The organism is Isoptericola sp. NPDC056578, assembly GCF_042793275.1.
Classification (GTDB): Bacteria; Actinomycetota; Actinomycetes; order Actinomycetales; family Cellulomonadaceae; genus Isoptericola.
This window is the reverse complement of record NZ_JBHTVC010000016.1, coordinates 17,705-41,903: the sequence shown is the minus strand read 5'-3', so window position 1 is coordinate 41,903 and position 24,199 is coordinate 17,705. Positions and strand designations below refer to the sequence as shown.

27 protein-coding genes are annotated in these 24,199 nt (G+C 75.4%); 11 read left to right on the top strand and 16 right to left on the bottom strand.

What is annotated here, in order from left to right:
• Positions 1 to 14 precede the first annotated feature (14 nt).
• The gene (locus ACFQ80_RS08710; RefSeq protein WP_430563363.1) at positions 15 to 605 is read left to right on the top strand and encodes a phosphoribosylglycinamide formyltransferase; all 591 of its coding nucleotides are present in this window, start codon (positions 15 to 17) and stop codon (positions 603 to 605) included.
• An 81-nt stretch (positions 606 to 686) separates the two neighbouring features.
• Here ACFQ80_RS08710 and ACFQ80_RS08705 read toward each other — a convergent pair whose 3' ends face one another.
• Complete coding sequence (locus tag ACFQ80_RS08705) at positions 687 to 1,154, bottom strand: luciferase family protein (protein WP_430563362.1); 468 nt, start codon at positions 1,152 to 1,154, stop codon at positions 687 to 689.
• A 33-nt stretch (positions 1,155 to 1,187) separates the two neighbouring features.
• The gene (locus ACFQ80_RS08700; RefSeq protein ID WP_430563361.1) at positions 1,188 to 2,366 is read right to left on the bottom strand and encodes an SLC13 family permease; all 1,179 of its coding nucleotides are present in this window, start codon (positions 2,364 to 2,366) and stop codon (positions 1,188 to 1,190) included.
• A gap of 68 nt (positions 2,367 to 2,434) precedes the next feature.
• Between ACFQ80_RS08700 and ACFQ80_RS08695 the strand changes: the two genes are divergently transcribed.
• Complete coding sequence (locus tag ACFQ80_RS08695; RefSeq protein WP_430551439.1) at positions 2,435 to 3,016, top strand: hypothetical protein; 582 nt, start codon at positions 2,435 to 2,437, stop codon at positions 3,014 to 3,016.
• A gap of 27 nt (positions 3,017 to 3,043) precedes the next feature.
• Here ACFQ80_RS08695 and ACFQ80_RS08690 read toward each other — a convergent pair whose 3' ends face one another.
• The 7 genes from ACFQ80_RS08690 to ACFQ80_RS08660 form a co-directional block, all read right to left on the bottom strand.
• Positions 3,044 to 3,967 (bottom strand): phosphotransferase family protein, encoded by a 924-nt coding sequence (locus ACFQ80_RS08690; protein ID WP_430563360.1) that lies wholly within the window; start codon positions 3,965 to 3,967, stop codon positions 3,044 to 3,046.
• A gap of 16 nt (positions 3,968 to 3,983) precedes the next feature.
• The gene (locus ACFQ80_RS08685; protein WP_430563359.1) at positions 3,984 to 5,342 is read right to left on the bottom strand and encodes a hypothetical protein; all 1,359 of its coding nucleotides are present in this window, start codon (positions 5,340 to 5,342) and stop codon (positions 3,984 to 3,986) included.
• The gene (locus tag ACFQ80_RS08680) at positions 5,339 to 5,926 is read right to left on the bottom strand and encodes an RNA polymerase sigma factor (RefSeq protein WP_430551436.1); all 588 of its coding nucleotides are present in this window, start codon (positions 5,924 to 5,926) and stop codon (positions 5,339 to 5,341) included. The genes ACFQ80_RS08685 and ACFQ80_RS08680 overlap by 4 nt, the downstream gene beginning before the upstream one ends.
• 109 nt (positions 5,927 to 6,035) lie before the next feature.
• Complete coding sequence (locus ACFQ80_RS08675; RefSeq protein WP_430563358.1) at positions 6,036 to 6,482, bottom strand: universal stress protein; 447 nt, start codon at positions 6,480 to 6,482, stop codon at positions 6,036 to 6,038.
• On the bottom strand, positions 6,479 to 8,065 hold the full coding sequence (locus ACFQ80_RS08670) for a tripartite tricarboxylate transporter permease (RefSeq protein WP_430563357.1): 1,587 nt from the start codon (positions 8,063 to 8,065) through the stop codon (positions 6,479 to 6,481). Before ACFQ80_RS08670 ends, ACFQ80_RS08675 begins: the two co-directional genes overlap by 4 nt.
• A gap of 13 nt (positions 8,066 to 8,078) precedes the next feature.
• Positions 8,079 to 8,624, bottom strand: a complete 546-nt coding sequence (locus ACFQ80_RS08665) for a tripartite tricarboxylate transporter TctB family protein (RefSeq protein ID WP_430563356.1) — start codon at positions 8,622 to 8,624, stop codon at positions 8,079 to 8,081.
• Positions 8,621 to 9,631 (bottom strand): Bug family tripartite tricarboxylate transporter substrate binding protein, encoded by a 1,011-nt coding sequence (locus ACFQ80_RS08660; protein ID WP_430563355.1) that lies wholly within the window; start codon positions 9,629 to 9,631, stop codon positions 8,621 to 8,623. Before ACFQ80_RS08660 ends, ACFQ80_RS08665 begins: the two co-directional genes overlap by 4 nt.
• A gap of 108 nt (positions 9,632 to 9,739) precedes the next feature.
• Between ACFQ80_RS08660 and ACFQ80_RS08655 the strand changes: the two genes are divergently transcribed.
• Together ACFQ80_RS08655 and ACFQ80_RS08650 are read left to right on the top strand one after the other, a co-directional pair.
• Entirely contained in the window at positions 9,740 to 11,473 is a 1,734-nt protein-coding gene (locus ACFQ80_RS08655) for a sensor histidine kinase (protein WP_430563354.1), read from the top strand.
• Complete coding sequence (locus ACFQ80_RS08650; protein ID WP_430551430.1) at positions 11,470 to 12,156, top strand: response regulator; 687 nt, start codon at positions 11,470 to 11,472, stop codon at positions 12,154 to 12,156. The genes ACFQ80_RS08655 and ACFQ80_RS08650 overlap by 4 nt, the downstream gene beginning before the upstream one ends.
• Positions 12,157 to 12,194: 38 nt before the next feature.
• Here ACFQ80_RS08650 and ACFQ80_RS08645 read toward each other — a convergent pair whose 3' ends face one another.
• The 3 genes from ACFQ80_RS08645 to ACFQ80_RS08635 all read right to left on the bottom strand — a co-directional run bounded on the left by ACFQ80_RS08645 (position 12,195) and on the right by ACFQ80_RS08635 (position 14,760).
• Positions 12,195 to 13,181 carry a hypothetical protein gene (locus ACFQ80_RS08645; protein WP_430563353.1) on the bottom strand — a complete coding sequence of 329 codons (987 nt, stop codon included), beginning with the start codon at positions 13,179 to 13,181 and terminating at the stop codon, positions 12,195 to 12,197.
• On the bottom strand, positions 13,181 to 13,801 hold the full coding sequence (locus ACFQ80_RS08640) for an RNA polymerase sigma factor (RefSeq protein ID WP_430563352.1): 621 nt from the start codon (positions 13,799 to 13,801) through the stop codon (positions 13,181 to 13,183). Before ACFQ80_RS08640 ends, ACFQ80_RS08645 begins: the two co-directional genes overlap by 1 nt.
• An 83-nt stretch (positions 13,802 to 13,884) precedes the next feature.
• On the bottom strand, positions 13,885 to 14,760 hold the full coding sequence (locus ACFQ80_RS08635; RefSeq protein ID WP_430563351.1) for a LysR family transcriptional regulator: 876 nt from the start codon (positions 14,758 to 14,760) through the stop codon (positions 13,885 to 13,887).
• A gap of 72 nt (positions 14,761 to 14,832) precedes the next feature.
• On the opposite strand from ACFQ80_RS08635, the gene ACFQ80_RS08630 reads away from it, so the two are divergent.
• A complete protein-coding gene (locus ACFQ80_RS08630) occupies positions 14,833 to 16,080 on the top strand; it encodes an MFS transporter (RefSeq protein WP_430563350.1) in 1,248 nt (415 codons plus the stop codon).
• Here ACFQ80_RS08630 and ACFQ80_RS08625 read toward each other — a convergent pair.
• Positions 16,070 to 16,450, bottom strand: coding sequence for a winged helix-turn-helix transcriptional regulator (locus ACFQ80_RS08625; protein WP_430563349.1), 381 nt, complete (start codon positions 16,448 to 16,450; stop codon positions 16,070 to 16,072). The genes ACFQ80_RS08630 and ACFQ80_RS08625 overlap by 11 nt on opposite strands.
• 79 nt (positions 16,451 to 16,529) lie before the next feature.
• On the opposite strand from ACFQ80_RS08625, the gene ACFQ80_RS08620 reads away from it, so the two are divergent.
• Positions 16,530 to 16,940, top strand: coding sequence for a RidA family protein (locus ACFQ80_RS08620; protein WP_430563348.1), 411 nt, complete (start codon positions 16,530 to 16,532; stop codon positions 16,938 to 16,940).
• Positions 16,941 to 17,015: 75 nt separating this feature from the next.
• Positions 17,016 to 17,678 (top strand): histidine phosphatase family protein, encoded by a 663-nt coding sequence (locus tag ACFQ80_RS08615; RefSeq protein ID WP_430563347.1) that lies wholly within the window; start codon positions 17,016 to 17,018, stop codon positions 17,676 to 17,678.
• A gap of 10 nt (positions 17,679 to 17,688) precedes the next feature.
• Here the strand turns inward: ACFQ80_RS08615 and ACFQ80_RS08610 are convergent, their stop codons facing one another.
• Both ACFQ80_RS08610 and ACFQ80_RS08605 read right to left on the bottom strand, forming a co-directional pair.
• The gene (locus ACFQ80_RS08610; RefSeq protein ID WP_430551422.1) at positions 17,689 to 18,306 is read right to left on the bottom strand and encodes a LysE family translocator; all 618 of its coding nucleotides are present in this window, start codon (positions 18,304 to 18,306) and stop codon (positions 17,689 to 17,691) included.
• A 103-nt stretch (positions 18,307 to 18,409) separates the two neighbouring features.
• Positions 18,410 to 19,210: an AraC family transcriptional regulator gene (locus tag ACFQ80_RS08605; RefSeq protein ID WP_430563346.1), complete on the bottom strand. Its 801-nt coding sequence runs from the start codon at positions 19,208 to 19,210 to the stop codon at positions 18,410 to 18,412.
• A gap of 86 nt (positions 19,211 to 19,296) precedes the next feature.
• Between ACFQ80_RS08605 and ACFQ80_RS08600 the strand changes: the two genes are divergently transcribed.
• The gene (locus ACFQ80_RS08600) at positions 19,297 to 19,773 is read left to right on the top strand and encodes a GNAT family N-acetyltransferase (protein ID WP_430563345.1); all 477 of its coding nucleotides are present in this window, start codon (positions 19,297 to 19,299) and stop codon (positions 19,771 to 19,773) included.
• Between the two features lie 27 nt (positions 19,774 to 19,800).
• On the opposite strand, the gene ACFQ80_RS08595 is transcribed toward ACFQ80_RS08600, so the two are convergent.
• Positions 19,801 to 20,274: a GNAT family N-acetyltransferase gene (locus ACFQ80_RS08595; protein WP_430551511.1), complete on the bottom strand. Its 474-nt coding sequence runs from the start codon at positions 20,272 to 20,274 to the stop codon at positions 19,801 to 19,803.
• A gap of 125 nt (positions 20,275 to 20,399) precedes the next feature.
• On the opposite strand from ACFQ80_RS08595, the gene ACFQ80_RS08590 reads away from it, so the two are divergent.
• From ACFQ80_RS08590 to grpE, 3 genes are all read left to right on the top strand, one after another.
• Positions 20,400 to 21,374 (top strand): cold-shock protein, encoded by a 975-nt coding sequence (locus tag ACFQ80_RS08590; protein ID WP_430551419.1) that lies wholly within the window; start codon positions 20,400 to 20,402, stop codon positions 21,372 to 21,374.
• Between the two features lie 215 nt (positions 21,375 to 21,589).
• Positions 21,590 to 23,473 (top strand): molecular chaperone DnaK, encoded by a 1,884-nt coding sequence (gene dnaK / locus ACFQ80_RS08585; protein ID WP_430551418.1) that lies wholly within the window; start codon positions 21,590 to 21,592, stop codon positions 23,471 to 23,473.
• Entirely contained in the window at positions 23,470 to 24,105 is a 636-nt protein-coding gene (grpE, locus tag ACFQ80_RS08580) for a nucleotide exchange factor GrpE (RefSeq protein ID WP_430551417.1), read from the top strand. The genes dnaK and grpE overlap by 4 nt, the downstream gene beginning before the upstream one ends.
• Positions 24,106 to 24,199: the final 94 nt, after the last annotated feature.

Sequence of the window (24,199 nt, the reverse complement as noted above, 5' to 3'; positions counted from 1 at the left end):
GGCAGGCTCGTGCCGTGACCGCCGCCGCGAGCCCCTCCGTCCCGCTCCGTGTCGCCCTCCTCGGGTCGGGCGCGGGGAGCACCGCCGACCACGTCCTGGGGTCGGGCGCCGCCGATGTGCGCCTCGTGCTCGGGAACAACAGCCGGTCGGGGATCTTCGACGTCGCCCGGCGGCACGGCGTCCCGACCGCCCACCTCAGCGGTGTCACCCACCCGGACGCGGACGACCTCGACGCCGCCGTCCTCGCCGCGCTCGACGGTGCCGAGGTCGACGTGCTGGTGCTCGCCGGGTACATGAAGAAGCTCGGGCCGCGGGTCCTCGCCCGCTACGCGGGGCGGATCCTCAACACGCACCCCGCGCTGCTGCCGGAGTTCGGCGGCGCCGGCATGTTCGGCGACCATGTGCACGAGGCCGTCCTGGCCTCGGGCCGCGCGGTCTCCGGCGCGACGGTCCACGTGGTGACGGCGGACTACGACGAGGGACCCGTCGTCGCGCAGACCGAGGTGCCGGTCGTCCCCGGCGACGACGTGCCCGCCCTGCGTGCCCGGGTGCAGGCTGCGGAGAAGGCGCTCCTCGTCGAGGTGCTGCGGGCCTGGCGCTCCTGAGCCGGCGGGTGCGCCGGACGAGCTCGCGACGACAACCCCTGGACCCCGACGGACACGCCGCGCCCGTCACGGCGTGAGGCCTCAGCCCCGTGCGAAGGCGAGGCTCTCGGCCACGACGGACACGACGGCGTCGACCTCCGCGGCGTCGCGCGGGCCGTAGACCATGTACTCGGTGCCGAAGTCCTCGTACTGGTGCGGCTCCGCCCACCCGAGCGCGACGAGCTCCTCGCCGCGCTCGTGCGGCAGCACCAGGTGCACGCTCGTGTCGGTCACGCCGTGCAGGTGCACGGGCTCGAGGCGACGTCCCGGGGCCAGGTTCGTCGCCGGCTCCCGCTCCTGCTCGAGGCCGGCGAGGAAGACCGCGCGCGAGGACTTCGGCGACACCTGGCTGTGGCCCTCCACGACGCCGTCGAGCGCGAACACTCGGGCGACCAGCTCGCCCCACAGCGCAGGGGTCGAGCGTTGGGTGAGCTGGCGGTGCGGGCCCTCGTCGGACGTGTCAGGACGGTCGCCCGGGCGGGCGGTGGTCAGGTGTGGGGAGGTCGGCACGGTGGCACCGTACCCGCCCCGGCAGCCGGGACGTCAGCCCACGACAGCCAGGGCGAGCACGCCGGCCGCGACGGCGAGCGGCGCCACGACGGCGCCCTGGGTGACGACGCGGCGCACCAGGCCCACCGGCGCGGAGAACGTGTGCCGCCGGTACTGCTGGAGCCACAGCAGCGTGGCGAGCGACGCCCAGGGCGTGACGAGCGGCCCGGCGTTGACGCCGACGAGCAAGGCCGCCAGCCGGGCGTCGTCGCCCGTCACGGTGGGGGCGAGGGCGAGGTAGGCGGGCAGGTTGTTCACCGCGTTCGCGGACGCCGCGCCGACGGCGGCGACCTGGGCGAGGGCGCCCGCGTCGTCGCCCGTGCCCACGAGCGGGGCGAGCAGGTCGGTGAGACCGTGCGCGTGCCACGTCCCGACGACGGCGAACAGGCCGGCGGTGACCACGACCGTCCGCCACGGCACCAGCTCGCGCACCGGGACGAGGAGCGGCACCCGGCGCCACGCCGTCGCGGCCCCGAGCGCGACCGCGGCGCCCAGCGCCACGGGCAGCACCGGCAGCCCGGCGGCGAAGCCGGCCCCCATGAGGACGACGACCGCGCCCGCCGTCCACAGCAGCACCGGGTCGGCGGCCCGGCGAGGCTCCGGGACGGCGTACGTGCCGCGCAGGGCGGGCGCGTGCAGGACGGCGAGCGCGGCGACCACGACGACGACCACCGCGACGGCGGGCGCCACCATGACGCCGAGGTACCCGGCGTCGAACGACGACGCTGCCATGAGGTTGGTGAGGTTGGAGACCGGCAGCAGGAGCGACGCCGTGTTGGCGAGCGCCAGCACCGTGAGCGCGAGGGGGAGCGGGTCGCGGCCGGCGCGGCGGGCGACGGCCACGACGGCCGGGGTGAGCAGCACGGCCGTGGTGTCGAGCGACAGGACGACGGTGCAGACGGTCGCGACTGCGGCCACGAGGAGCCAGAGCGCCATCGCCCGCCCGCGGGCGAGCCGGGCGGCGCCGTCCGCGACGGCGTCGAACAGCCCCGCGCCGGCGCAGAGCTCGGCGACCACCGTGAGCAGGACGACGAAGCCCAGCACCGGCCCGGTCAGGGCGGCGAGGGAGCGGGCCTCGGCGGCCGGCAGCGCACCCGACAAGGGCAGGGCGACGACGAGGAGGAGCACCGGGACCCACAGGGGCGGCAGGAGCCGTCGCGCGCGGCGTGTCACGGGCTGAGCGTAGACGTCGGTTCGAAGGTCGGAGGTAGTGATCGGGCCTCGGCCGGCAACTGAGGGGTATGAGCACTCGACGCCGACGCCCCGGGGACGCCTCCGCGCCCCTGATCTTCGCGCTCGTGGCGCTCGGCTGCGCCACCGTCTGGGTCGTGTGGTTGGGCGTGCTGATGCTCACCGACGTCGCCGGGCCGCAGACGGCCGGCTGGGTGCTGACCGTCGGCGGCGTGACGGTGCTGGTCGCCGTCGGGCTGCTGGTGGCGTCGCTGCTCCGCGGCCCGACGCGCATCGTGGCGCACGACCCGTCCGGCGCGCGATGGTCGCTGCGCGCGGCACCGGTGCCGGTGCGCCTGGCGACGTCGGACCCGCTCGAGCCAGGGTCGCGCGGCGCGGCGCTCGCCGCCCAGGTCGTGCGCGCCGCCACCCGGCCCGGCACCGCCGACCGGGTCGACCGGGCACGCGCCGTCCTGGTGCTGCGACAGATCCTCGAGGTCGCGCAGGGGTCGGACGGGCCCGGCGGCCCCGGCGACGGCGACTGGGCACGGGTGCGCGCCGCGGTCGTGGACCTGACGCTGAGGGCGTCCGACCACCCGCCGCACCCGGTCACCCTGCTGCCGTGGGAGGAGCACCTCACCGCACCGCAATGAGCTGCCTGCGGCGCCCGTCCGGCCTGATCAGGGGCTCGTCGGGCGGGCGCCGCCGGCGTCGGCCAGCGCCTCCGCGACGAGGCGGTGGCCCTGCGCCTCGAACGCGTCGTCGCCCACCTGGTACGCCCAGCACGCGGTACCGATCGCCTCGCGCACCCGCGACCGGGACCACGCCCCCGGCTCGCGCGGGTCGGGCCCGTACCCGACGAGGAACGCCTCCTCGGCGCCCGGGTACCGCCGGAACTCCCGCGACGCGAGCCGGTCGAGGTCGCTCATCGCCGGCCGCAGGTCCGCGCGGCCGAGGTCGATGACGCGCACAGTGCCACCGTCGTCCACCAGCCAGTTGCGTGCCTGCCAGTCGCCGTGCGTCGGGACGACGACGGCGGGCGGCGTGGGCCAGGAGCGGATCAGCGTGCGCAACCGCGCCACGTCCCCCGGGGCGATCCGGTGCGGACCGCCCAGCCACCGCTCGGACCGGGCGTTCGCCCTCGCCTCGTAGCCGACGTCCTCGACGGCGAGCTGCCCGTGCAGGGCCGCCAGCAGCCGCCCCGCCTGCTCGTAGGTGTCCGGGTCGGCGGCGGCCGCGTCGTCCTGGACCAGCCGGCCCGGCTGGTACGTCGTGACGAGCAGCTTGGCGTCGACGTCGGCGCGCACCAGGCGCCCGACCCGGTCCGCGTCCACCCGGTCCGCGTCCACCCGTGCGTCGGGGGCGTCCGCGAGCCAGGGCCCCGTCCACTCCCGGTGCGCCCGGACCTCGCGGGCGATGTGGTGATCCCGCTCGCCCCCGGCCTTGACGACGAGCGTCCGCCCGCCCGCGGCCACGCGGAGGACGGTCGTCTCCACCAGTCCCCAGCTCATGTCCTCCTTGACCGCGACGTCCGGCAGCCAGGCGCTCAGCAGCTCGCGCTGCCGGTCGGACAGGGCGCGGAGGTCAGGGACCGCACGAGACATCCGGGCAGGTTAGCGCTCAGTCCTCGTGCCGCGAGCCGTCGTCGAGATGCCAGACCAGCTGTGCCTCGTCGAGGATGTCGCCGCCAGAGGTCGTGCTCCATGCGACCCAGTACCCGTCGGACAGCTCGGCGGGGACGACGGTGCCGTCCTCCGTCTCCAGCTCGACGCGCTCGACGTCCGCGCCTGCGAAGCCCGTCAGCACGTGGGCGCCGTCCGTCGAGGTGCCGATCTCCACCGCCGCCACGTCGCGCGCCGGGGCGGCGTCGGCCCTGCCGTTCGTCACGGTCCAGGCCTGGTACGGCGGGTATGCGTCCTGGACGCACATGACGAGCTCGCGCCGGTCGTTCATCATCGCGGTGAGCCCGAGGTCGTCGTAGCGTCGCTCGATCAGAGGCCGGAGGCCGGTGACGTCGGGGCCGTCCGTGCACCGCTGACGACGCTGCTCGGTGAGCGCCGTGGCCGGCTCCCCGTCCTCGGGCCAGGCGCTGTCGAGCGCCAGCGACCGGGCGGTGCCGTCCTCCCGCCAGAGCAGCGAGACGCGGGCGTCGGTCGGCACGCGGTCGCCGGGCATCATGACGGTCCAGCCGGCGCCGTCCCGGACAGTGTCGACGACGAGCAGGGAGCCCGGGGCTCCGGCGTCGCGCGGCGGTTCCACCTGGAGCCGGACGTCCCTGGCCCCCGAGCCGACATCTCCCCAGGCGACGTACCAGTCGTCGTCCATGACCCCGCCGAGCGTGACCTCCCCGGCAGACGCCGTGGGCGCGGGATCGGTCCACAGGGTGTTCGTCCTGGTCGAGCCCGCCGCGTCACTCGTGTCCGCGCAGAATCCGGTCAGCTTCTCGGGCGACCGCAGCATCGTCAGGCTCGCCCCGCCGACGGTGTCGTGGGCGAGCGACGACCAGGCCGGGTGGAGGTCGAACCGCTCGGGCAGGGACGCGGTGAGCTGCTCGGCGCACGACGACTCGGGTGACGCCGGCCCGGGAGCGGGTCGCGGTGCCAGCACCAGCCCGACGGCGACGACGCCGACGACGCCGGCCGCGGCGGCGCCGAGCTGCACGCGCCGACGGCGGCGCTCGCGCGCGGTGCGGCCGCGGTCGAGCGGCACGACGAGGTCGTCGTCGACCAGGGGGAGGGGGGCATCACCGTCCGCGGCGTCGCGGCGGGCGCGGGCGTCGTCGAGGTCGAGCACGTGCGCGCCCCCGACGCGTCGGCTGCGGGAGGGGCCGGACCCGTCGCGGTCGCCGTCGAGGGTCTCGTCGAGCACGTCGTCGAGCACCGCGCGGGCGGCGGCGAGCCGCTCGGGGTCGAGGGACGCGGTGGGGGCGAGGCGGGCGAGCCGCTCGTCGATACCGGTGGAGCTGCCTGCGGTGCTCATGCGGACCTCCTGGAGGACGCGGCGGAGCGGAGGGCGGTGGTCGCGGCGGCGGGGGCCGCGCCGGGGGCACCGTCGGCGTGGTCGGCGTCGGCGGCCAGCCGGCGTCGGGCGCGGTGCAGCCGGACGTGGAACGTCGCGGTGCTGCACCCGGCGACGTCGGCCGCGTCGGCGGGGGCGAGGCCGTCCCACGCCACGAGGAGGATCGCTTCCCGCTCGCGCTCGCCGAGGCGGGCGAGGCCGCGCAGCAGGGCGTCGCGCTCGACGGCGAGGGCCTCGGGCGCGGCCTCCGGCAGGGGCGCGGAGGCCGCGAGCGAGGCGAGCTCGTCGTCGAGCGTGCGGCGGCGCCGCGCGGCGCGGTGCGCGTTGCGCACGAGGTTGCGGGCCACGACCAGCAGCCACGGCAGCGCCGGGTCGGGGACGTCGTCGAGGCGGCGCCACGCCACGAGGAACGTCTCGGAGAGCACGTCCTGCGCGGTGTCCGGGTCGGTGTGCCGCCACAGGTACGCCTGGACGCGGACGGCGTGCGCGCTCCACAGCGCGGACAGTCGTTCGCGCCGGTCGGCGGCGTCGTCGGGGGTGCTCACACGACGTAGTGTCCCGGGCCGGCCGCTCCTTACACGCGAGATCGGTCATCCGGTACGAGATCGGTCGGGACGAGGACCGAGCTCGCACCGGTTGACCGATCTCGGGCCGTCAGGCGGGGCGCTCCCCGGGCTTGACGGCGAGCACGGGGCACTCGGCGGTGAGCAGGATGCGCTGCGCGACGGAGCCCATGAGCAGCTTGCCCACGGGGCTGCGGTGCCGCAGCCCCACGACGACGAGCCGTGCGGACAGCTCGGCCGCGACGTCGAGCACCTGCTCCGCGACGTCGCGCCCCATCTCCTGCCGCACGACGTGCGGCAGCCCGGTGCCCCGCAGCCGTTCGGCGAGGTCGGCGAGCCCGGCGGGGGCGGCGAACCGCTCGTCCACCAGGGCGTCGCCGCGGGTGCCGTTGACGACGGCCACGCCGCGCCCGCCCTCGGCGGCCCAGGCGATCGCGTGCTCCAGCGCGGCGGCACCGAACTCGTCGGGCGTCCAGGCCACCACCACCCAGCCGTCGGCGGGGGGCGGGGTCTGCTCCTGCCCCGGGGTCGTGGTCATCGGGCGCTCCCTTCGGTCACGGTCTCGTCGTCCGCCTCCTGCGTGTGCTCCGCCTCCGCGACGATCCGCGACTCCGTCCGCGACCGCCACCGCGACAGCAGCGGCCGGGTCAGCAGGACCAGCGCCAGGACCGCGTAGATGGCGATCGCCAGCGGCTCGCTCCACAGGATGGCGGGGTCGCCGCCGGAGATGGTGAGCGCCTCGCGCAGCTTGGTCTCCATGAGCGGGCCGAGGATGACGCCGAGGATGAGCGGCAGCACGGGGAGTCCGAACCGGCGCATCGCCATGCCGAGCAGGCCGAACACCAGCAGCAGGGCGATGTCGAACGGGTCGAGGTTGGTGGCGTAGGCGCCCAGGCAGGCGAAGAACAGGATGCCCGCGTACAGCTGGGGCCGCGGGATGCGCAGCAGCCGCGCCCACAGCGGTGCCAGCGGCAGGTTGAGCACGAGCAGCAGCAGGTTGCCGACCAGCAGGCTGGCGAGCAGCGTCCACACCATGTCCGCGTGCTCGGTCATGAGCTGCGGGCCGGGCTGGATGCCGTACCCCTGGAGCGCGGACAGCATCACCGACGCCGTCGCGGTCACGGGCAGGCCCAGCGCCAGCATCGGCACGAGCATGCCCGCGGCCGACGCGTTGTTCGCGGCCTCCGGCCCCGCGACGCCCTCGATGGCGCCCCGGCCGAACTCGTCCTTGGCGTCCGCCCTCCGGCGGGCGACGCCGCGCTTCGCCAGGCTGCGCTCGGTGACGAACGACAGGAAGGTCGGCAGCTCGGCGCCGCCCGCGGGCAGCGCGCCGAACGGGAACCCGTACGCCGTGCCGCGCAGCCAGGGCTTCCAGGACCGGCGCAGGTCCTCACGACCCAGCCACGGCTGCCCGACCGGCACGACGCGCGCGGGCTTGCGACGCAGGTGCGCCGCGACCCACAGGGCCTCGCCGAGCGCGAAGATGCCGACGGCCACCACCACGATGTCGAGCCGGTCCACGAGCTGCGTGACGCCGAACGTCAGGCGCGGCTGCCCGGTGTTGAGGTCGAGGCCCACGAGGCCGATCGTCAGGCCCACGAACAGCGACATGAGGCCGCGCAGCGGGCTCGCGCCCAGCACCGTCGCCGTCATGACGAGCGCCAGCACCATGAGCGCGAAGTACGACGGCGCGCCGATCTCCACGGCGACGTCCGCCAGCGCCGGCGCGAACATCGCGACCAGGAGCGTGCCGATCGTGCCGGCGACGAACGACCCGACCGCGGCGGTCGCCAACGCCTGCGCGCCCCGCCCGGCCCGCGCCATGAGGTTGCCCTCGAGCGCCGTCATCACGGACGCGGACTCGCCGGGCGTGTTGAGCAGGATCGACGTCGTCGACCCGCCGTACATGCCGCCGTAGTACAGCCCGGCGAACATGATGAACGCCTGCGTGGGCTCCAGCCCGAACGTCACGGGGAGCAGCAGCGCGATCGCCATCGCCGGCCCGATGCCGGGCAGCACGCCGACGAAGGTGCCGAGCAGCACGCCCACCGCGGCGTACAGGAGGTTCATGGGGGTGAGGGCGGCGCCGAGGCCGTCCCACAGCAGTCCGAGGTTCTCCATCAGTCCCGCCCCCTCACAGGATCCCGTCGAGGACGCCGGGCGTGAGCGGGATGCCCAGCCCGACGACGAAGCTGTACCAGCTGGCCACGGCGAGCACGAGGCCCACCAGCACGTCGCGGATCACCGTGCGGCTGCCGAGCGCCCACGCCGACCCGGCGAAGAGGACGGCGCCCGCGAGCGCCCACCCGAGCCAGCTCACGGTGGCGACGGTCAGCAGGATGACTCCGACCAGCTTCAGCACCGTGGGCCAGTCGGCCGGGGTCGTGACGTCGACGTCCTCGCCCGCCTCCGGCTCGGGGCGCGAGCCGCGCGCCGTCGCGACGGCCAGCAGCACGCTCGTCACCGCCAGCCCCGCGCCGATGACGAAGGGGAAGACGCGCGGGCCCACGGGGTCGGCGAACCCGACCTCGAGGGTCGCGGCGTCGTAGACGGTGTAGGCGCCGACGACGAGCAGCACGGCCGACAGCCCGTACTGGGCGGCGTCGACGCGTGGGGTGCCCGGGCCACGTGGATCCTCGCCGGCCGGCCCCGCGTCGGGGGTCTCCACCTCGGTGCTCACAGCAGGTTCAGCTCCTTCAGGGTGGTCGACACCCGCTCGTCCTGCTCGCGCAGGAACCGCTCGAAGTCGTCGCCGGTGGTGAAGGCGTCGGTCCAGCCGTTGTCGGCCAGGGCCTGGTCCCACTCGGGCGAGTCGTGCATGCGGGTGAGGTAGTCGACGAGCCGGTCGCGGGCCTCGTCGCTGATGCCGGGCGGGGCGACGACGCCGCGCCAGTTCGTGAAGACGAGGTCGATGCCGGACTCGGTGAGGGTCGGGACGTCGGCGAGGACGTCCCCGGCGACGCGCTCGTCGCCGGAGACGGCGAGCACGCGCAGCTCGCCCGCCTCGATCTGCCCCTCGAACTCGGCCAGGCCGGAGAACCCGACCTGGATCTTGTGCCCCAGCAGGGCGCTGGTCAGCGGGCCGCCGCCGTCGTACGACACGTACCGCAGGTCTTTCGGGTCCACGCCGGTCGCCTTGGCGAGCTGCATGGGGAACAGGTGGTCGGGGCCGCCGGGCGACGACCCGCCGCCCACGACCACGGAGCCCGGGTCGTCCTTCCACGCGGCGACGAGGTCGTCGATGGTCTCGAACGGCGAGTCCGCGGGGACCAGCACGCCCTCCTGCTCCTCGATGAGCTGGGCGATGGGGGTCGCGTCGTGCGGCCGGGCGTCCACGCCGAACGAGTAGGTGGAGCCCACGACGCCGAGCCCGAGCGTCATCAGGAGCCGCTCGTTGCCCGCCTCGCCCATGAGCCGCGACATGGCGACCGAGCCGCCGGCGCCGAGGATGTTGGTGACCTGGATGTCGCCGCCGGTGATGCCGTCGCGGTCCAGGACGCCGACGGCGGCGCGGCCGGTCTGGTCGTAGCCGCCGCCCGGGCTGTTGGGGATCCACATGTCGAGGTCGGTCGAGTCGTCGCCGCGCGTCACTCCGCACGCGGCGGAGACCGCCACGAGGGTCGCGGCGAGGGCGGCGGCGACGGCGGCGCGCACGCCACGTCGTCGGCGGGATGTCGTCGTCGACACCGGGTACTCCAGACTGTCGGTGCTGCGGGGCGGCTGTGCCCCGGGTGAGATCGTCACAGGTACGCGTGGGGCGCGTCATCATTGGGCAACCAAAGGAGGTTGTGGAACTTGCGGTCACGACGCTCGCAGGGCTCCCGGCGCCACCTGACGCTCGGCGGTCAGGTGCTGGCGCTGCAGCTCGCCGTGCTGCTCGTCGTCGTCGCCGCGGCCGCCGTCGTCTTCCTGGGACAGGCCGACGCCGAGTTCCGCGACGACCGCGCGGACCGGCTCGAGGTGGCGGCGGAAGGCCTGGCGGGCATCCCGGCGGTGCAGGCGTCGCTCGCCGCGGACGCGCCCGACACGCAGGCGCTCGCGTTCTACCTGCAGACTCGCGCGGCCTACGTCGACGCCCGCAACGCCTACCTCACCGACCCCGAGGGGCGCATCCTCGTCGCCACGGACCCGACCCGCACCGGCGAGCGTCTCGACCTGCCCGACGACGCCGCCACGCGCGCCGGCAGCGGCGACGTCGCCGACGTGGCGGGGAGCTCGATCGCGGCGTGGGTGCCGGTCTACGGCGGCAGCGACCCGGTGCCGGAGCCGCGCGCGCCCGAGCCGGTGGCCGTCGTCGTGCTGGCCGACCCGTACCCGCCGCTGACGGAGCGGCTCTCGGACGCCGGCGGCGACGTGCTCGTGGTGCTGGGCATCGGCACCGCGCTCGCGGCCGCCGGGTCGTGGCTGCTGGCACGCCTGGTGAAGCGGCGCACGCGCGGCCTGGAGCCGGCGCAGATCGCGGCGCTCGCGGACCACCGCGAGGGCGTGCTGCGCTCGATCCGCGAGGGGGTCGTCGTCGTGGGGGACGACGGCGCCGTGAGCCTCATGAGCGACAGCGCCCGCGAGCTGCTCGGCCTCGTCGGGCCGGTCGCAGGAGCGGGCGACGCGCCCGACCCGACGGGCCGCCGCCTGGAGGACCTGGGCCTCGACCCCGCCGTCCTCGACCTGCTGCGCGGCACCGACGAGGTGCACGACGCGGTCCTGGTCGCGGGCGACACGGTGCTGGTGCTCAACCGCCGCCGCGTCCTGCACGACGGCCGCCCGGCCGGCACGGTGACCACGCTGCGCGACCGCACCGAGCTGCTGGCGCTGCAGAGCGAGCTGCACGCGCGCGAGAGCGTCACCGAGACGCTGCGCGCGCAGACGCACGAGTTCAGCAACCAGCTGCACACCGTCTCGGGGCTCATCGAGCTGGGGGAGTACGACGAGGTGGGGCGGTTCGTCGAGCGCCTCACGCGGCGCCGGGCCGACCTGAGCGACGTCGTGACGGCGCGCGTCGCCGACCCGGCGGTGGCGGCGCTGCTCATCGCGAAGGCGACGCTCGCGGACGAGCGGCACGTGGAGCTCGTCGTCGACCCGGGCAGCGCGCTGCCCCGACTGGACCCGGACCTGTCCGCGGACGTGGGGACCGTGCTCGGCAACCTCGTGGACAACGCCGTCGACGCCGCGGCGTGGGCCGCGGGCCCGGACGTGCACGGCGTCGCGGCGCCCGCCATGGTCCGGGTGCGCCTGGCGCTGGACGGGCCCGCGCACGACGTCCTCGTCGAGGTCGCGGACACCGGGCGGGGCGTGCCGCCCGAGCAGGCGGACGAGATCTTCCGGCGCGGGTGGAGCACGAAGCCGCACGGCGCGACCGGCCGGGGCGTGGGCCTCGCCCTGGTGCACGTGCTGGCGCAGCGCCGCGGCGGGAGGGTGACGGTGCACAATGGCGACGCCCGTGCCGGGGAGGGCGGTGCCGTGTTCATCGCCCGGCTGCCGCAGTCGGTCGCGGGCACCGGACGGGCCGACCAGGAGGTGCAGCAGGCGTGAGCCTCGACGTGCTGGTGGTGGAGGACGACTTCATGGTCGCGTCCATCCACCGCCGCTTCGTGGAGCGGGTCCCGGGGTTCCGCGTGGTCGGGGAGGCCCACTCGGGCGCCGACGCGATCGCCGCCGTCGAGGCGCTGCGGCCGGATCTCGTGCTGCTCGACGTGCACCTGCCCGACATGAGCGGCATCGAGGTGCTGCGCCGCCTGCGCGCGGCCGGCCACGACCTGGGCGTCGTCGTCATCACCGCCGCCCGCGAGGCGGACACGGTGCGCGCCGCGGCGGCGGGCGGGGCGGCGCACTACCTCGTCAAGCCGTTCGCGTCCGACGACCTCACGGCGCGCCTCCAGGAGTTCCGCCGCGCACGGGTCGCGCTCGAAGGGCTCGACGACGACGCCGGCGCGGACATCCAGGCGGACATCGACGCCGTCTTCGCCCGCCCGCCGCAGGCCGCCGCACCGCGCGAGCCCCTGCCCAAGGGGCTCAGCCAGGAGACCGCCGACGCCGTGCTGGCCGTGCTCGCGGACGGCGCCGAGCTCAGCGCGACCGAGTGCGCCGACGCCGTCGGCGTCAGCCGGGTCAGCGCCCGCCGCTACCTGGAGCACTTCGCGACGACGGGGCGCGCCGCGGTGCGCCTCAACTACGGCACCGCGGGGCGCCCCGAGCGCCGCTACCGGCTGCGCTGAGCCGGCAGCGGCGCTGCGGACACGGACGTCGGGCCGGGTCAGCCGGCCGCGCTCGGCCCGTACACGGTCACCTCGATGGTGCCGCCGAGGAAGACGTCCACCCGGGAGCACCCGGCCGACTCGTCGGTCACCTCCCTCGTCGGGACCTCGAAGTCGAACGACGCGACCGCCTCGTCGGCGACCGCCCGCGCCTCGTCGGCGGTGAGGCACTCGTCCACCACCCGGTCCCGGAGCGCGCCGATCATCGCGTCCACGTCCGGCGCGGACAGCCTCTGGTACGGGTCCTCCGACGGGCTGACGGTGAGCGTGCGTTCCCCGACGTTGACCTCGAGGTGGGAGCACGACGGCGAGGTCCCGCTCGGGTCCTCCGAGGCGACGGTCCAGTCCTGCAGGCCGAGCCGGTCGATCTCCCCCTGGGCCCAGGTGGCGCCCTCGGCGACGGAGCGGCACTCGCTCCAGCCGCCGTCGACCGGGTCGACGACGCTCTGCTGCAGCTCGACGACGCCGGTGCCCACCGCCTGGGACCCCTCCAGGCGCTGCACGCCCTCGGGCACCTGGCCGGCGGGGGCCACGACCGTCTGGCCGTCCCACGCGAAGGCGACGGGGTCCTCGATCGGGGGCAGCCCGGCCTCGGCGAGCAGCGTGGTGCAGTCGGCGTACGGGTCGCCGGTGATCCACGAGCCGGCGGCGTCGACGTCCAGCCCTTCGGCGGTGTCCGCGGTCCAGGCGTGGACGCAGGTGACGCCCTCGCCGCTGGAGCCCTGGAACGCCTGGATCGCCGCGTAGGCCACGCCGCCCCCGGTGAGGACGGCGGCCAGGCCGAGCGCCACCGCGCCGCGGCGCCCGAGGCGGCGTCGCCGGGGGAGCGGGTCGCCGGCGGTGGGCAGGGCGGGCGCGGTCGCGCCGTCGGTGCTCGTCATGGTGATCTCCTCGCGCAGGGCGGCGAACGCCGCCTCGTCCACGGCGTCGAGTCGGGCCCGGCGGGCCGGGTCCGCGGCGCTCAGCCGCTTCATCAGGTCGCTCATCACGCCTCCTCGGTTCCGGGGCGGGCAGGTGCCCACCCGCTGATCACCTGTCCGGCCGGGACGGTGCGTTGCGCGGCCCGGTCGGTGCGTCGCACGCCGGGGACGCCGTCCGCCGCGGCGAGCGCGGCCAGCTGGTCGGCCAGCCGCCGTCGGGCGCGGTGCAGCCGGACGCGCACCGCGGCGCGGGAGACGCCGAGCACCATCGCGATCTCGTCCCGCGCGAGCTGCTCCCACGCGACGAGGCGCAGCAGCTCGCGGTCCTCGTCGCCGAGGCGCGCGAGGGCCTGCTCGACGTCGCTGACGTCGTCGTCGGACGGAGGCGGCACGGCCTCGACGACCTCGGCCCGCAGGCGGTCCGCCAGGGCGGTGCGGCGCCTGGTCCCGCGGTGGTGGTTCGCGAGGACGCGGCGCGCCACGCCGAACATCCACGGGCGCGCGTCCGGGCCGGCGGGGACGTCCTCGATGCGCCGCCATGCGACGAGGAACGCCTCGGCGACGACGTCGGCGGCGTCCGCGGGGTCGGCGACGCGTCGCACCGCGTAGGCGAGCAGCGGGCGGTGCGTGGCCTCGAAGAGCGCGGTGAAGCGCGCCTCGTGGTCCGGCGGTTCGCGGGTGGGCATGGGCGGTCCTTCCGACCGGGGGACGGTGACGACCGGGACATGTCCACGTCCGGCCCGAGCGTTGCAGGGCGGCCGGGGCGGCGCTACCGGTCCCCGCCGCCGGCGCCCAGCACCCGCGCCGTGATCCGGGGCAGCGCGTCCGCCAGCACGGCGGGCCGCGGCGTCCGGGTGACGAGCGTGACCCGCACGGCCCCCGGCACCGGGGACGGCACGACGCGGTCGCCGGGCGCGGCGTACCAGCGGGCAGTGAGCTCGGGCACGAGGGCCGGGCACCCCAGCTCGCGCGCGATGCGGAGCGTGGCCTCCGTGGTGGGGCCGCGGCGCGGGACGGCGCCCAGGGCCGACAGCCGCCGGTGCGTGGTCTCGCCGGCCAGGTCGATGAGGCTGTACACGACCGTGCGCCCCGCGAACGGCCGGCGCCCCGCGGCGAGCGGCGCCACGCCGGCGGGCAGCACGACCACCCGTGGCGACTCGCCCAGCGGGGTGCGCTGCAGGCCGCGCGGCACCACGATCTGCTCCGCGACGGTGACGATCGCGGCGTCCAGGGAGCCCTCGTGCACCTGCCGCACCAGGGTCGGGCCGTGGTCCACCTCCGGCAGGACCGTGACGTCGGGCAGCTCGAGCTCGACGGCGGTGAGCACCATCGGGCTGAGGGCCTGGATGGTGCCGACCGACAGGGTCGGCGCGGCGACGGCGGCGAGCACCTGGTCGGGCAGGTCGTCCAGGTCGGCCAGGAGCCGCGCGGCCAGGCGCGCGAGCTCGCGTCCGGCCGGGGTGGGCCGGGCGCCGGTGGTGTCGCGGTCGAACAGCGGCGTGCCGAGGCGGCGCTCCAGGGCGGACAGGCGGCGGCTCGCGGACGGCTGCGCGACGAGCAGCTCGCGCGCCGCGGCGCCCACGGAGCCGTGCCGCGCGACCGCCTCGGCGAGCAGCAGGTCGTCCACCGTCAGACGGGAGGTCATGCCTCCAGCGTATGAGCGAGGCGCCCGCGCCGCCGTCTACCGGCGGCGGCCGCCGGTGCGGAGGATCGAGGCATGCGACGTCCCCTGCTGATCCTCACCGCGATCACGTTCCTCACCTGGGTGGGGGCGCGGATCACCGCCGTCGCGCTGCCGCTCGTCGCGCTCGCCGAGACGGGGGAGGCGTGGGCCACGGGCCTCGTGGGCGGCATGTCGGGGCTGCCGCTGCTGACGGTCGGCTGGTGGGGCCGCGGCCTGCGCGAGCGGCTGGTGTCCGGCCGGGCGCTCGCCCTCGTCATGCTCGTGCAGGCCGCGGGGCTCGCGATCGTGCCGCTCGCGGCGCTCGTCGGCCAGGTGGGCGCGGTCAGCCTGTGCGCGTCCGGCCTCGTGACCGGCGTCGCCGGCGCGCTGCTCGGGCCGGCCGAGCGCGCGCTCGTCGCCGACCTCGCGGACGTCGGACGGCACGGTGGCGGGGCAGGAGGGGCGGGCGCGTCCGCCGCCCGCTGGCTCGCGTGGCAGGACCTCGCCCATCGCGTGTCGATGATCTTCGCGCCGCCGCTCGGCGCGTGGCTGGTCGTGGCGTGGGGCGCGGAGCCGCTGCTGTGGTGCCAGGCCGCCGTGGTGCTGGTGGCCGCGGCGGCGATGCTCAGGGTTCCGCGGGCGGACGGCCGCGCGCCGGCGCGGGGCGAGGAGGAGCCGACGGCGGTGCTCGCCGTCCTGCGCGCGCACCCGCAGGTCGCGGTGGGGATCGCCGCGGCGGGCGTCGGCGGGCTGTGCTGGTTCGGCTTCAGCCTCGGGCTGGCGGTCCTCGGCGTGGAGCACGGGATGCCCGGCGCGCTGATCGCGGCCGGGATGAGCGGCTACGGGGCGACGTCGGTCGCCGCGTCTCTGGCGGCGCCGCTGCTCGTCGACCGACTGCCGCGCCTCGCGACGGCGGTCGGCACGTGGGCCGTGCTCGGCCTGTCGTTCGCGGCGCTTCCCGCGGTGGTGCCGAGCGTGGTGGGCGTCGCCCTCGTGTCCGCCGTCGGCGGGCTGGCGACGCCGTTCGGGATCGCCGCGCTCAACGCGCTGATCAGCGAGCGCACCTCCGGGGCGGAGCGGCGCGCGGCGTTCACGGCGGAGACGGTGCTGCACTCGGGCGGCGCCTCGCTCGGGCTCCTCGTGGGCGGCGCGGTCATCGGCGTGGTGGGCGCGGGTCCGGTGCTCGTCGTCGTCGGCGGGGTGCAGGTCCTCGCCGGCGGCCTCGGGTTGCTGGCGGCCCGGTACCTCGGCGCCCGCGGTCGGACGCCGGCCGCCACGCCGGCCGCCGCCGTCAGCGGCTGAGCGGCGCCGCGTCGGGCCCGGGGCCGTCGAAGGCCTCCCGGGCCGCCTCGACGTCGGGCAGGACGGACGCGGACCAGGCCAGCAGGGCGTCCACGAGGTCCTGGAGCGTGCTGCCGAGCCCCGAGACGCGGTACTCGACGGCGACCGGGCGGGAGCTGAGGAGCCGTCGCTCGACCATGCCGTTGCGCTCGAGCCGCCGCAGCGTCGCGGTGAGCGACTTCTGGGTCACGGCGGGGATGCTGCGGCGCAGCTCGTTGAACCGCTGGGGCCGCTCGCAGAGCGACTCGAGCACCTGCAGCGACCACTTGTCGAGCACCTGGTCGAGCAGCTCACGGTGGGCAGGGGCCAGGGCCGGGGCGGTCTCGTTCACGACACCTAGTCTCGTTGAAGTGGCCTGAGGAGACCAGGTAGACACGGGATACCTGACCGCCCCACCGGAAGGACGTCCCGTGACCGTCGACCTGCGCACCCCGCCCGGCATGCTCCACCCCGTCCCGTACCACCACGTCGCGATCGGCGTGGGCTCCCGGCACGTGCACGTCGCCGGGCAGGTCGGCCGCGACGCCGACGGGTCGCCGGCGGCCGTCGGCGACCTCTCCGGCCAGGTCGCCCGGGCGCTGCGCCACACCGCCCGGGGGCTGGCCGGCGCCGGAGCGGGGTTCGGCGACGTGGTCCGCCTGCGCTTCCTCGTCGTCGGCTGGCGGCCGGAGAGGTACGGCGACCTCGTGGCAGGGATCGAGGAGGTCGTCGAGGAGCTCGGCATCCCGCAGCCGTGGCCGCCCGCCACGCTCGTCGGCGTGGAGAGCCTGTTCGAGCCGGACGTGCTCGTCGAGATCGAGGCCGACGCCGTGCTCGACTGAGGGTCGGCGGGTGCCGGCCGGGTGCCGCGGACGCGCCAGGCCGTCGGTGGCGGCGCGGGATGAAACCCTGGGGGCATGCGTCTCCTCCTCCTGCGACACGGCCAGACCCCCTCCAACGTGGCGGGGCTGCTCGACACCGGTGCCCCCGGCCCCCGGCTGACCCCGCTGGGCGAGCAGCAGGCGGCCGCCGTCCCGACCGCGTTGCGGGAACGGCGGATCGACGCCCTCGCGGTGTCGTCGCTGGTGCGGACCTCGGACACCGTCGGCCCCCTGGCCGCAGCCCGCGACCTGCGCCCCACGGTGCTCGACGGCCTGCGCGAGGTGGAGGCCGGCTCCCTCGAGATGTCGTCCGACCTCGCCGACCACCACACCTACCTCGAGACCGTGTTCGCCTGGTCCCGCGGCGACCGGTCGCGACGCATGCCCGGCGGGCCCGACGGCGACGCGTTCCTCGCCCGGTTCGACGACTCGGTCGCCGCGCTCGCGGCGCGCGACCACGACGTCGTCCTCGCCGTCTCCCACGGCGCCGCCATCCGCTCGTGGTCCGGCGCGCGCGTCCGCGGCCTGGACGTCGAGGAGCTGGCGCACACCCCGCTCGCGAACACCGGCCTCATCGAGGTCGAGGGGGACCCGGGGTCGGGCTGGCGGCTGGTGGACTGGCACCGCGAGCCCGTCGGCGGCGCGCTGCTCGACGCGGTCGTCGCGCACGACCCGACCGGCGAGCCGGTCGACGACTGACGGGTCCCCCTCACCGCACCAGGCCCGCGGCGAGCGTGACGAGCATCCCGAGCCCCAGCAGCACGAGGAAGCCGCCGGCGGCCCTGGTCAGCCACGGCAGCAGGCGGGCCAGGCGCGCGAGCGCCCGCTCGGAGCCCAGCGCGACGGCGACGAACAGGTCCCACGCCAGCACGACGGCGACCATCCAGGCGCCGTAGAGCGCGCGGGTGCCGGGCGACGCGGCGGTGAGGGTGGCGGCGAGGCTGACGTAGAACAGCGCGTTCTTCGGGTTGAGCAGCCCGGACGCGAGCCCGAGGCCGAGGTTCCGCGTCCACGAGCCGCGGCCGAGCCTGGCCGGTGCGGCGAGCTCGACGTCGACCCGGGCGCGCACGAACGCGATCCCCATGACGACGAGGAACACGCCGCCGGCGCCCTGGACCACCAGGAGCGCCGCCGGGTTCGTGATCGCGGACAGCCCGCCGAACGCCACCGCGACGAAGACGCCGTTCGCGCAGGCGATCCCGACGCACGCGCCGCTGGCGCTGCGCCAGCCGCTGGTCATCGTGGTGCGGGCGATCAGGAAGAAGTCGGCCCCGGGGATCAGCAGGGCGAGGAAGTGCGCGACGGCGACGGCGAGGAACTGCTCCATGCGGGCATGCTCGGGCGAGCCCGCCGTCGCGGTCTTGGACGAAATTGCACCTGGACGGACCGGCGCGCCGCCGCCCGCCCGCGGGCAGCCGCCCGGCGCGGCGTCAGCGCCGGTAGGCGCCGGGGGTGGCCGCCACGTGGGCGCGGAACACGCGGTGGAAGTGGCTCTGGTCGGCGAACCCGAGCGCGTGCGCGGTCTCGGCGAGCGGCCTGCCCGCGCGCAGCATCGCCCGCGCGGCGGTCACCCGGTCGTTGTGGCGCCACGCCACCGGGGTGAGCCCGGTGGCCCGCTTCATCGTCCGCACCAGCGCGTACCGGTCCATCCCCGCGACGGCGGCCAGCTCGTCGAGCGCCGGGTTCGACGCGTCGTCGTGCAGCCGGGCCAGCACCGGTCGCAGGCGTTCCAGCAGCGCGTCGTCCGTGGTGGGGGCGATCCGGCGGTGGGGCGGCGTCGTCGCGCACGTGCGCAGGGCCTGGCGGAGCGCCTCCTCGACCCCCGCGGCGTCCACCCTCCTCCCGTCGCCGGGCGCGAACAGCAGGTCCTCCACGGCGCGTACCCGGTGGTAGGCGCCGGGGGCGCGCAGGACGGTGATGCCGGTCAGGAGGGCGTCCGCCCCGGCCGGCAGCAGGCCCGCGACCCAGTCCTGGTCGGCGTGGATCATCCCGTACTCCCAGCGACCCCGGTCGGGGTTGCAGGAGTGCACGTGACCGGCGGGCACGAGGATCACGTCGCCGGCGGAGAGCGGCAGGGGAGCGCCGTCCGCACCGGTGAACGTCGTCGTGCCGGCGTCGATCAGTCCGACCGAGAACCGGTCGTGCGAGTGCAGGCGGTAGCACGCGGCGTCCTGGCAGGACCGTCGCGCCTCCAGCTGCGGCAGCGCCGCGTCGTGCCAGAACTCGGTCATCGACGCCGACCGTACGGCATTTGGCGGCCGGCTCGGTCGCCCGCACCCTGCGCGGCCGGCGGACGAGGGGTGCCAGCATGCTCTGCATGACGACGGTGACGCTGCGCCCGATGACCCCGGCCGAGTTCGACGAGTGGCAGGACGCCCTGGCGGCGGACTACGCGGCGGAGCAGGTCGCGGCGGGCCGCTGGCCGTACGAGGGAGCGGTGCGGCGGGCCCGCGACGAGTCGGCGCAGCTCCTGCCGCGGGGACCCGCGACGGAGGGGATGCTCGTCAACCTCGCCGTCGACGCCGACGGGGAGCCGGTCGGGCGCAGCTGGGTGGCGCTGGACCCGCCGCACACCACGGCGGGGATCGCGTTCCTCTACGACATCGAGGTCGTCGAGTCCCGGCGCGGTCAGGGCCTGGGGCGTGCGCTGCTGGCCGCGACGGAGGAGGCCGCCCGGCAGGCCGGCGCCACCGCGCTGGAGCTGAACGTCTTCGGCCGCAACGCCGCCGCCGTGTCGCTCTACGACTCCGCGGGGTACGCCGTCGTCACGCAGCAGATGCGCAAGTCGCTCTGAGGCGGGCGCCCGGGAGCACGTGGGTGCTCAGAGGTGCGGGCGCAGGTCCATGCCCATCACGGTGCGGACGGGGACGGCCCCGGTCGTGTCGTCGGCGACGTGCTGCATGCCGAGCTTCTCGGCGACCCGGCGGGACGCCGCGTTGTCGGGGTGGACGATCGCCACGAGCTCGCGCGCCCTCAGGGTGTCGCGTGCGAAGTCGCGGCACGCGGCGGCGGCCTCGGTCGCGTACCCGCGCCCCTGCAGGTCGCCCCGGACGTGATAGCCGACCTCGAGCCGGACCTCGGCGCCGACGCGCTGCCACGTGAGCCCGCAGTCGCCGACGAAGGTGCCGTCGAGGGTCTCCAGCAACCAGAGCCCGTACCCGTGGCGGGAGTAGTTCTCCTCGTTCCAGGCGATCCACGCCGCCGCTTCGGCGCGGGTCTTCGGGGCGGGGTAGTACGCCATGACGTCGGGGTCGCCGAGGAGCGCGGCCATCTCGTCGAGGTCGTCCGCGCCCATCGCGCGGAACCTCAGGCGGGCGGTGGGCGGGGGCGTCCTGTCGCGGGTCACCTGGCGATTCTCGTCGGGACCGTACTCCGCGCGACACTGGGGGGAGCACTATCTGCCAAGACGAGGAGTACCAGGTGCCCCAGGGAACAGTCCGATGGTTCGACGCCGACCGAGGGTTCGGCTTCATCGACCTCGGGAACGAGGCCGAGGACCTCTTCGTGCACGCGTCCGAGATCGTCGGCGAGGACGGGCCGAAGCAGCTCCGCGAGGGTCAGGCCGTCGAGTTCGAGGTGGGCGAGGGCGACCGCGGCCCCCAGGCGCGCCGCGTCCGTGTCACGGGCGAGCGGTCCGCCGACGCGCCCGTGGGCGTGCTCGGCACGGTCGCCTGGTACGAGCCGGCCAAGGGGTACGGCTTCGTCACGCCCGACGACGGTCGTGGCGAGATCTTCGTGCACAGCTCGGCGATCGTCGGGGGCGGGGTGATCTCCGAGGGCCAGCGGGTGGCGTTCATGGTCGTCGAGGGGGAGAAGGGGCCGCAGGCGGACCACCTGCTCCCGCTCGCCGCGGAGGCGGCGCGGGCGGCCTCCGACGGCGCGGACGGCACCGTGTCCTGGTTCGACGACACCAAGGGCTTCGGGTTCATCGCTCCCGACGCGGGCGGCGGTGACCTCTTCGTCCACGTCAACGCGCTCGGCCCGGGCCTGACCTCGCTGTCCGAGGGCGCGCGTGTGACGTACGACGTCGTCGAGGGCGACAAGGGGCCGAACGCCCGCGACGTGCGGCTCGTGCGCGGCTCCGGCTCGCACGCGGGGCGCGACCGGGACCGCGACCGGGACCGCGACCGGGACCGCGACCGCGACCGTGACCGGGGCCGGCCGGGCCGTCCCGCGGCGTCCGGCGGGCCCGTGCGCGGAGGTGAGGGCACCGTCGCGCGCTACGACGCGGACCGCGGCTTCGGCTTCATCACCCCCGACGCCGGGGGTGCGGACCTGTTCGTGCACGTGTCGGTCGTGCAGGGCGGCGAGTACCTGGAGGAGGGCGACCGGGTCCGGTTCAAGGTGCGCCAGAGCGACCGCGGACCGCAGGCCGACCGCGTCGAGCTGATCTGAGCGCCGCGCCGTTCTGGTGGCGACCCTGCTGTTCGCTCACGGCGAACAGCAGGGGCCACCTGGGGGAATATCGGCGCCCCGAGCAAGGTTGAGCCATACAGACTCAACTTTGGCGCCCGCGGTTTGCGAGGCGGGGACGCCGAGATTTACGTTGAGTGCAGTTGACTCAACCTCGGGCGCACAGGCGTCCGGACGTACGCATGGAGGCAGCACACATGGCTCGAGCAGTCGGTATCGACCTGGGTACCACCAACTCGGTGGTCGCCGTCCTGGAGGGCGGCGAGCCCACCGTCATCGCGAACGCGGAGGGGTCGCGCACGACGCCGTCCGTCGTCGCGTTCTCCAAGACCGGCGAGGTCCTCGTCGGTGAGGTGGCCAAGCGTCAGGCGGTCACCAACGTCGACCGCACCATCTCGTCGGTCAAGCGCCACATGGGCACCGACTGGTCGGTCGAGATCGACGACAAGAAGTACACCGCGCAGGAGATCTCGGCGCGCGTGCTCGGCAAGCTCAAGCGCGACGCCGAGGAGTACCTGGGCGAGCCCGTCACCGACGCGGTCATCACCGTCCCGGCGTACTTCAACGACGCCGAGCGCCAGGCGACCAAGGACGCCGGCCAGATCGCGGGCCTCAACGTGACCCGCATCGTCAACGAGCCCACCGCGGCGGCCCTCGCCTACGGCCTGGAGAAGGGCAAGGAGGACGAGCTCATCCTGGTCTTCGACCTGGGCGGCGGCACGTTCGACGTCTCGCTCCTCGAGGTCGGCAAGGACGAGGACGACTTCTCCACCATCCAGGTGCGCGCCACGTCCGGCGACAACCGCCTCGGCGGCGACGACTGGGACCAGCGCATCGTGGACCACCTCATCAAGCAGGTGAAGAACAGCGCGGGCGTCGACCTGTCCAAGGACAAGATCGCCCTGCAGCGTCTGCGCGAGGCGGCCGAGCAGGCCAAGAAGGAGCTCTCGTCCGCGACGAGCACCACCATCTCGATGCAGTACCTGTCGATGAGCGAGAACGGCCCCGTCCACCTGGACGAGAAGCTCACGCGCGCGCAGTTCCAGCAGATGACGCAGGACCTCATCGACCGGACCAAGGCGCCGTTCCACGCGGTGATCCGTGACGCCGGCATCTCGGTCTCCGACATCGACCACGTCGTGCTCGTGGGTGGTTCCACCCGCATGCCCGCCGTGACCGAGGTCGTCAAGGAGCTCACCGGCGGCCGCGAGCCCAACAAGGGCGTCAACCCGGACGAGGTCGTCGCCGTGGGCGCGGCCCTGCAGGCCGGCGTCATCGGCGGCGAGCGCAAGGACGTGCTGCTCATCGACGTCACCCCGCTGTCCCTCGGCATCGAGACCAAGGGCGGCGTGATGACCAAGCTCATCGAGCGCAACACGGCCATCCCGACCAAGCGCAGCGAGATCTTCTCCACGGCGGAGGACAACCAGCCGTCCGTGGCGATCCAGGTCTTCCAGGGCGAGCGCGAGTTCACCCGCGACAACAAGCCGCTGGGCACCTTCGAGCTCACCGGCATCGCCCCGGCGCCGCGCGGCGTCCCGCAGATCGAGGTCACCTTCGACATCGACGCGAACGGCATCGTGCACGTGTCCGCCAAGGACCGCGGCACGGGCACCGAGCAGTCGATGAAGATCACCGGCGGGTCGGCCCTCCCCAAGGAGGACATCGACCGCATGGTGAAGGACGCCGAGGAGCACGCCGCCGAGGACAAGAAGCGTCGCGAGGAGGCGGAGACCCGCAACCAGGCCGAGGCCTTCGCGTACTCGATGGAGAAGCAGATCGCGGACAACCGCGACAAGCTCCCCGCCGAGGTCGTGACCGAGGTCGAGGCCGACATCGCCGGCGTCAAGACCGCCCTGGAGGGCGAGGACGCCGACGCCGTGAAGTCCGCGTACGAGAAGCTCGGCGCGTCCTCGCAGAAGATCGGCCAGGCGCTCTACGCCACGGCCGAGCAGGAGCAGGCCGCGGGTGACACCCAGGCGGCCGAGGACGACGCGGCCGCTGCCGCGGGCGCGACCTCCGCTCCCGACGAGGACGTGGTCGACGCCGAGATCGTCGACGACGAGGACGACAAGAAGTGACGGACGAGAACCAGCGGTCGGTCCCCGAGCCCCCGGAGAACTCCGAGGGCTCGGGGGAGACCCCCTTCCAGTTCACCGACAAGCGCAAGGTCGACCCGCAGTCGGGCGAGGCGCGTGCCGCCGAGCCCGCCGCCGCGGGGGAGGGCGACGACCCGCTCGCCGCCCTCGACTTCGAGCCCGAGGGCGAGGCCGCCGAGAGCGCCGAGGTCCTCGCGGCCAAGGCCGAGGCGGCCCAGCACCTGGACGCGCTGCAGCGCGAGCGGGCGTCGTTCACGAACTACCGCAACCGGTCGCTGCGCGACCAGGAGGCGGCGCGGACCCAGGGCACGCAGGACGTGCTCGCCGCGCTGCTGCCGGTGCTCGACGACATCGAGCGCGCCAAGCAGCACGCCGAGCTGAGCGGGCCCATGGCGGCCATCGCGGAGAAGCTCGACGCGTCGCTGGCGCGGTTCGGCATCGAGCGCTTCGGCGCGGTCGGGGAGGAGTTCGACCCGAACGTCCACGAGGCGCTCATGCACAACGTGGACCCCGAGGCGACGGGCACGACCGTCGCGATGGTGGTCGAGCCCGGTTACCGCATCGGCGAGCGGGTCGTCCGAGCCGCCCGCGTGGGCGTCGTCGGCCCCGAGTGACACCACCCGCGAGATCGACCTGCCCGTCGTGAGACCGACCCTTCGAGGGCCGCTCTCACGACGGGCGGGTCGATCTCGCGGACAATGACAGGAA

What these genes read in the sequence shown, in the direction of transcription:
- ACFQ80_RS08675 (WP_430563358.1), bottom strand. Translation starts at nt 6,482, where the DNA reads ATGACCACGACCCCGGGGCAGGAGCAGACCCCGCCCCCCGCCGACGGC.
- ACFQ80_RS08600 (WP_430563345.1), top strand. Translation starts at nt 19,297, where the DNA reads ATGACGACGGTGACGCTGCGCCCGATGACCCCGGCCGAGTTCGACGAG.
- ACFQ80_RS08670 (WP_430563357.1), bottom strand. Translation starts at nt 8,065, where the DNA reads ATGGAGAACCTCGGACTGCTGTGGGACGGCCTCGGCGCCGCCCTCACC.
- ACFQ80_RS08685 (WP_430563359.1), bottom strand. Translation starts at nt 5,342, where the DNA reads ATGAGCACCGCAGGCAGCTCCACCGGTATCGACGAGCGGCTCGCCCGC.
- ACFQ80_RS08640 (WP_430563352.1), bottom strand. Translation starts at nt 13,801, where the DNA reads ATGCCCACCCGCGAACCGCCGGACCACGAGGCGCGCTTCACCGCGCTC.
- ACFQ80_RS08610 (WP_430551422.1), bottom strand. Translation starts at nt 18,306, where the DNA reads ATGGAGCAGTTCCTCGCCGTCGCCGTCGCGCACTTCCTCGCCCTGCTG.
- ACFQ80_RS08695 (WP_430551439.1), top strand. Translation starts at nt 2,435, where the DNA reads ATGAGCACTCGACGCCGACGCCCCGGGGACGCCTCCGCGCCCCTGATC.
- ACFQ80_RS08605 (WP_430563346.1), bottom strand. Translation starts at nt 19,210, where the DNA reads ATGACCGAGTTCTGGCACGACGCGGCGCTGCCGCAGCTGGAGGCGCGA.
- ACFQ80_RS08595 (WP_430551511.1), bottom strand. Translation starts at nt 20,274, where the DNA reads ATGGGCGCGGACGACCTCGACGAGATGGCCGCGCTCCTCGGCGACCCC.
- ACFQ80_RS08690 (WP_430563360.1), bottom strand. Translation starts at nt 3,967, where the DNA reads ATGTCTCGTGCGGTCCCTGACCTCCGCGCCCTGTCCGACCGGCAGCGC.
- ACFQ80_RS08615 (WP_430563347.1), top strand. Translation starts at nt 17,016, where the DNA reads ATGCGTCTCCTCCTCCTGCGACACGGCCAGACCCCCTCCAACGTGGCG.
- ACFQ80_RS08630 (WP_430563350.1), top strand. Translation starts at nt 14,833, where the DNA reads ATGCGACGTCCCCTGCTGATCCTCACCGCGATCACGTTCCTCACCTGG.
- ACFQ80_RS08635 (WP_430563351.1), bottom strand. Translation starts at nt 14,760, where the DNA reads ATGACCTCCCGTCTGACGGTGGACGACCTGCTGCTCGCCGAGGCGGTC.
- ACFQ80_RS08645 (WP_430563353.1), bottom strand. Translation starts at nt 13,181, where the DNA reads ATGAGCGACCTGATGAAGCGGCTGAGCGCCGCGGACCCGGCCCGCCGG.
- dnaK (WP_430551418.1), top strand. Translation starts at nt 21,590, where the DNA reads ATGGCTCGAGCAGTCGGTATCGACCTGGGTACCACCAACTCGGTGGTC.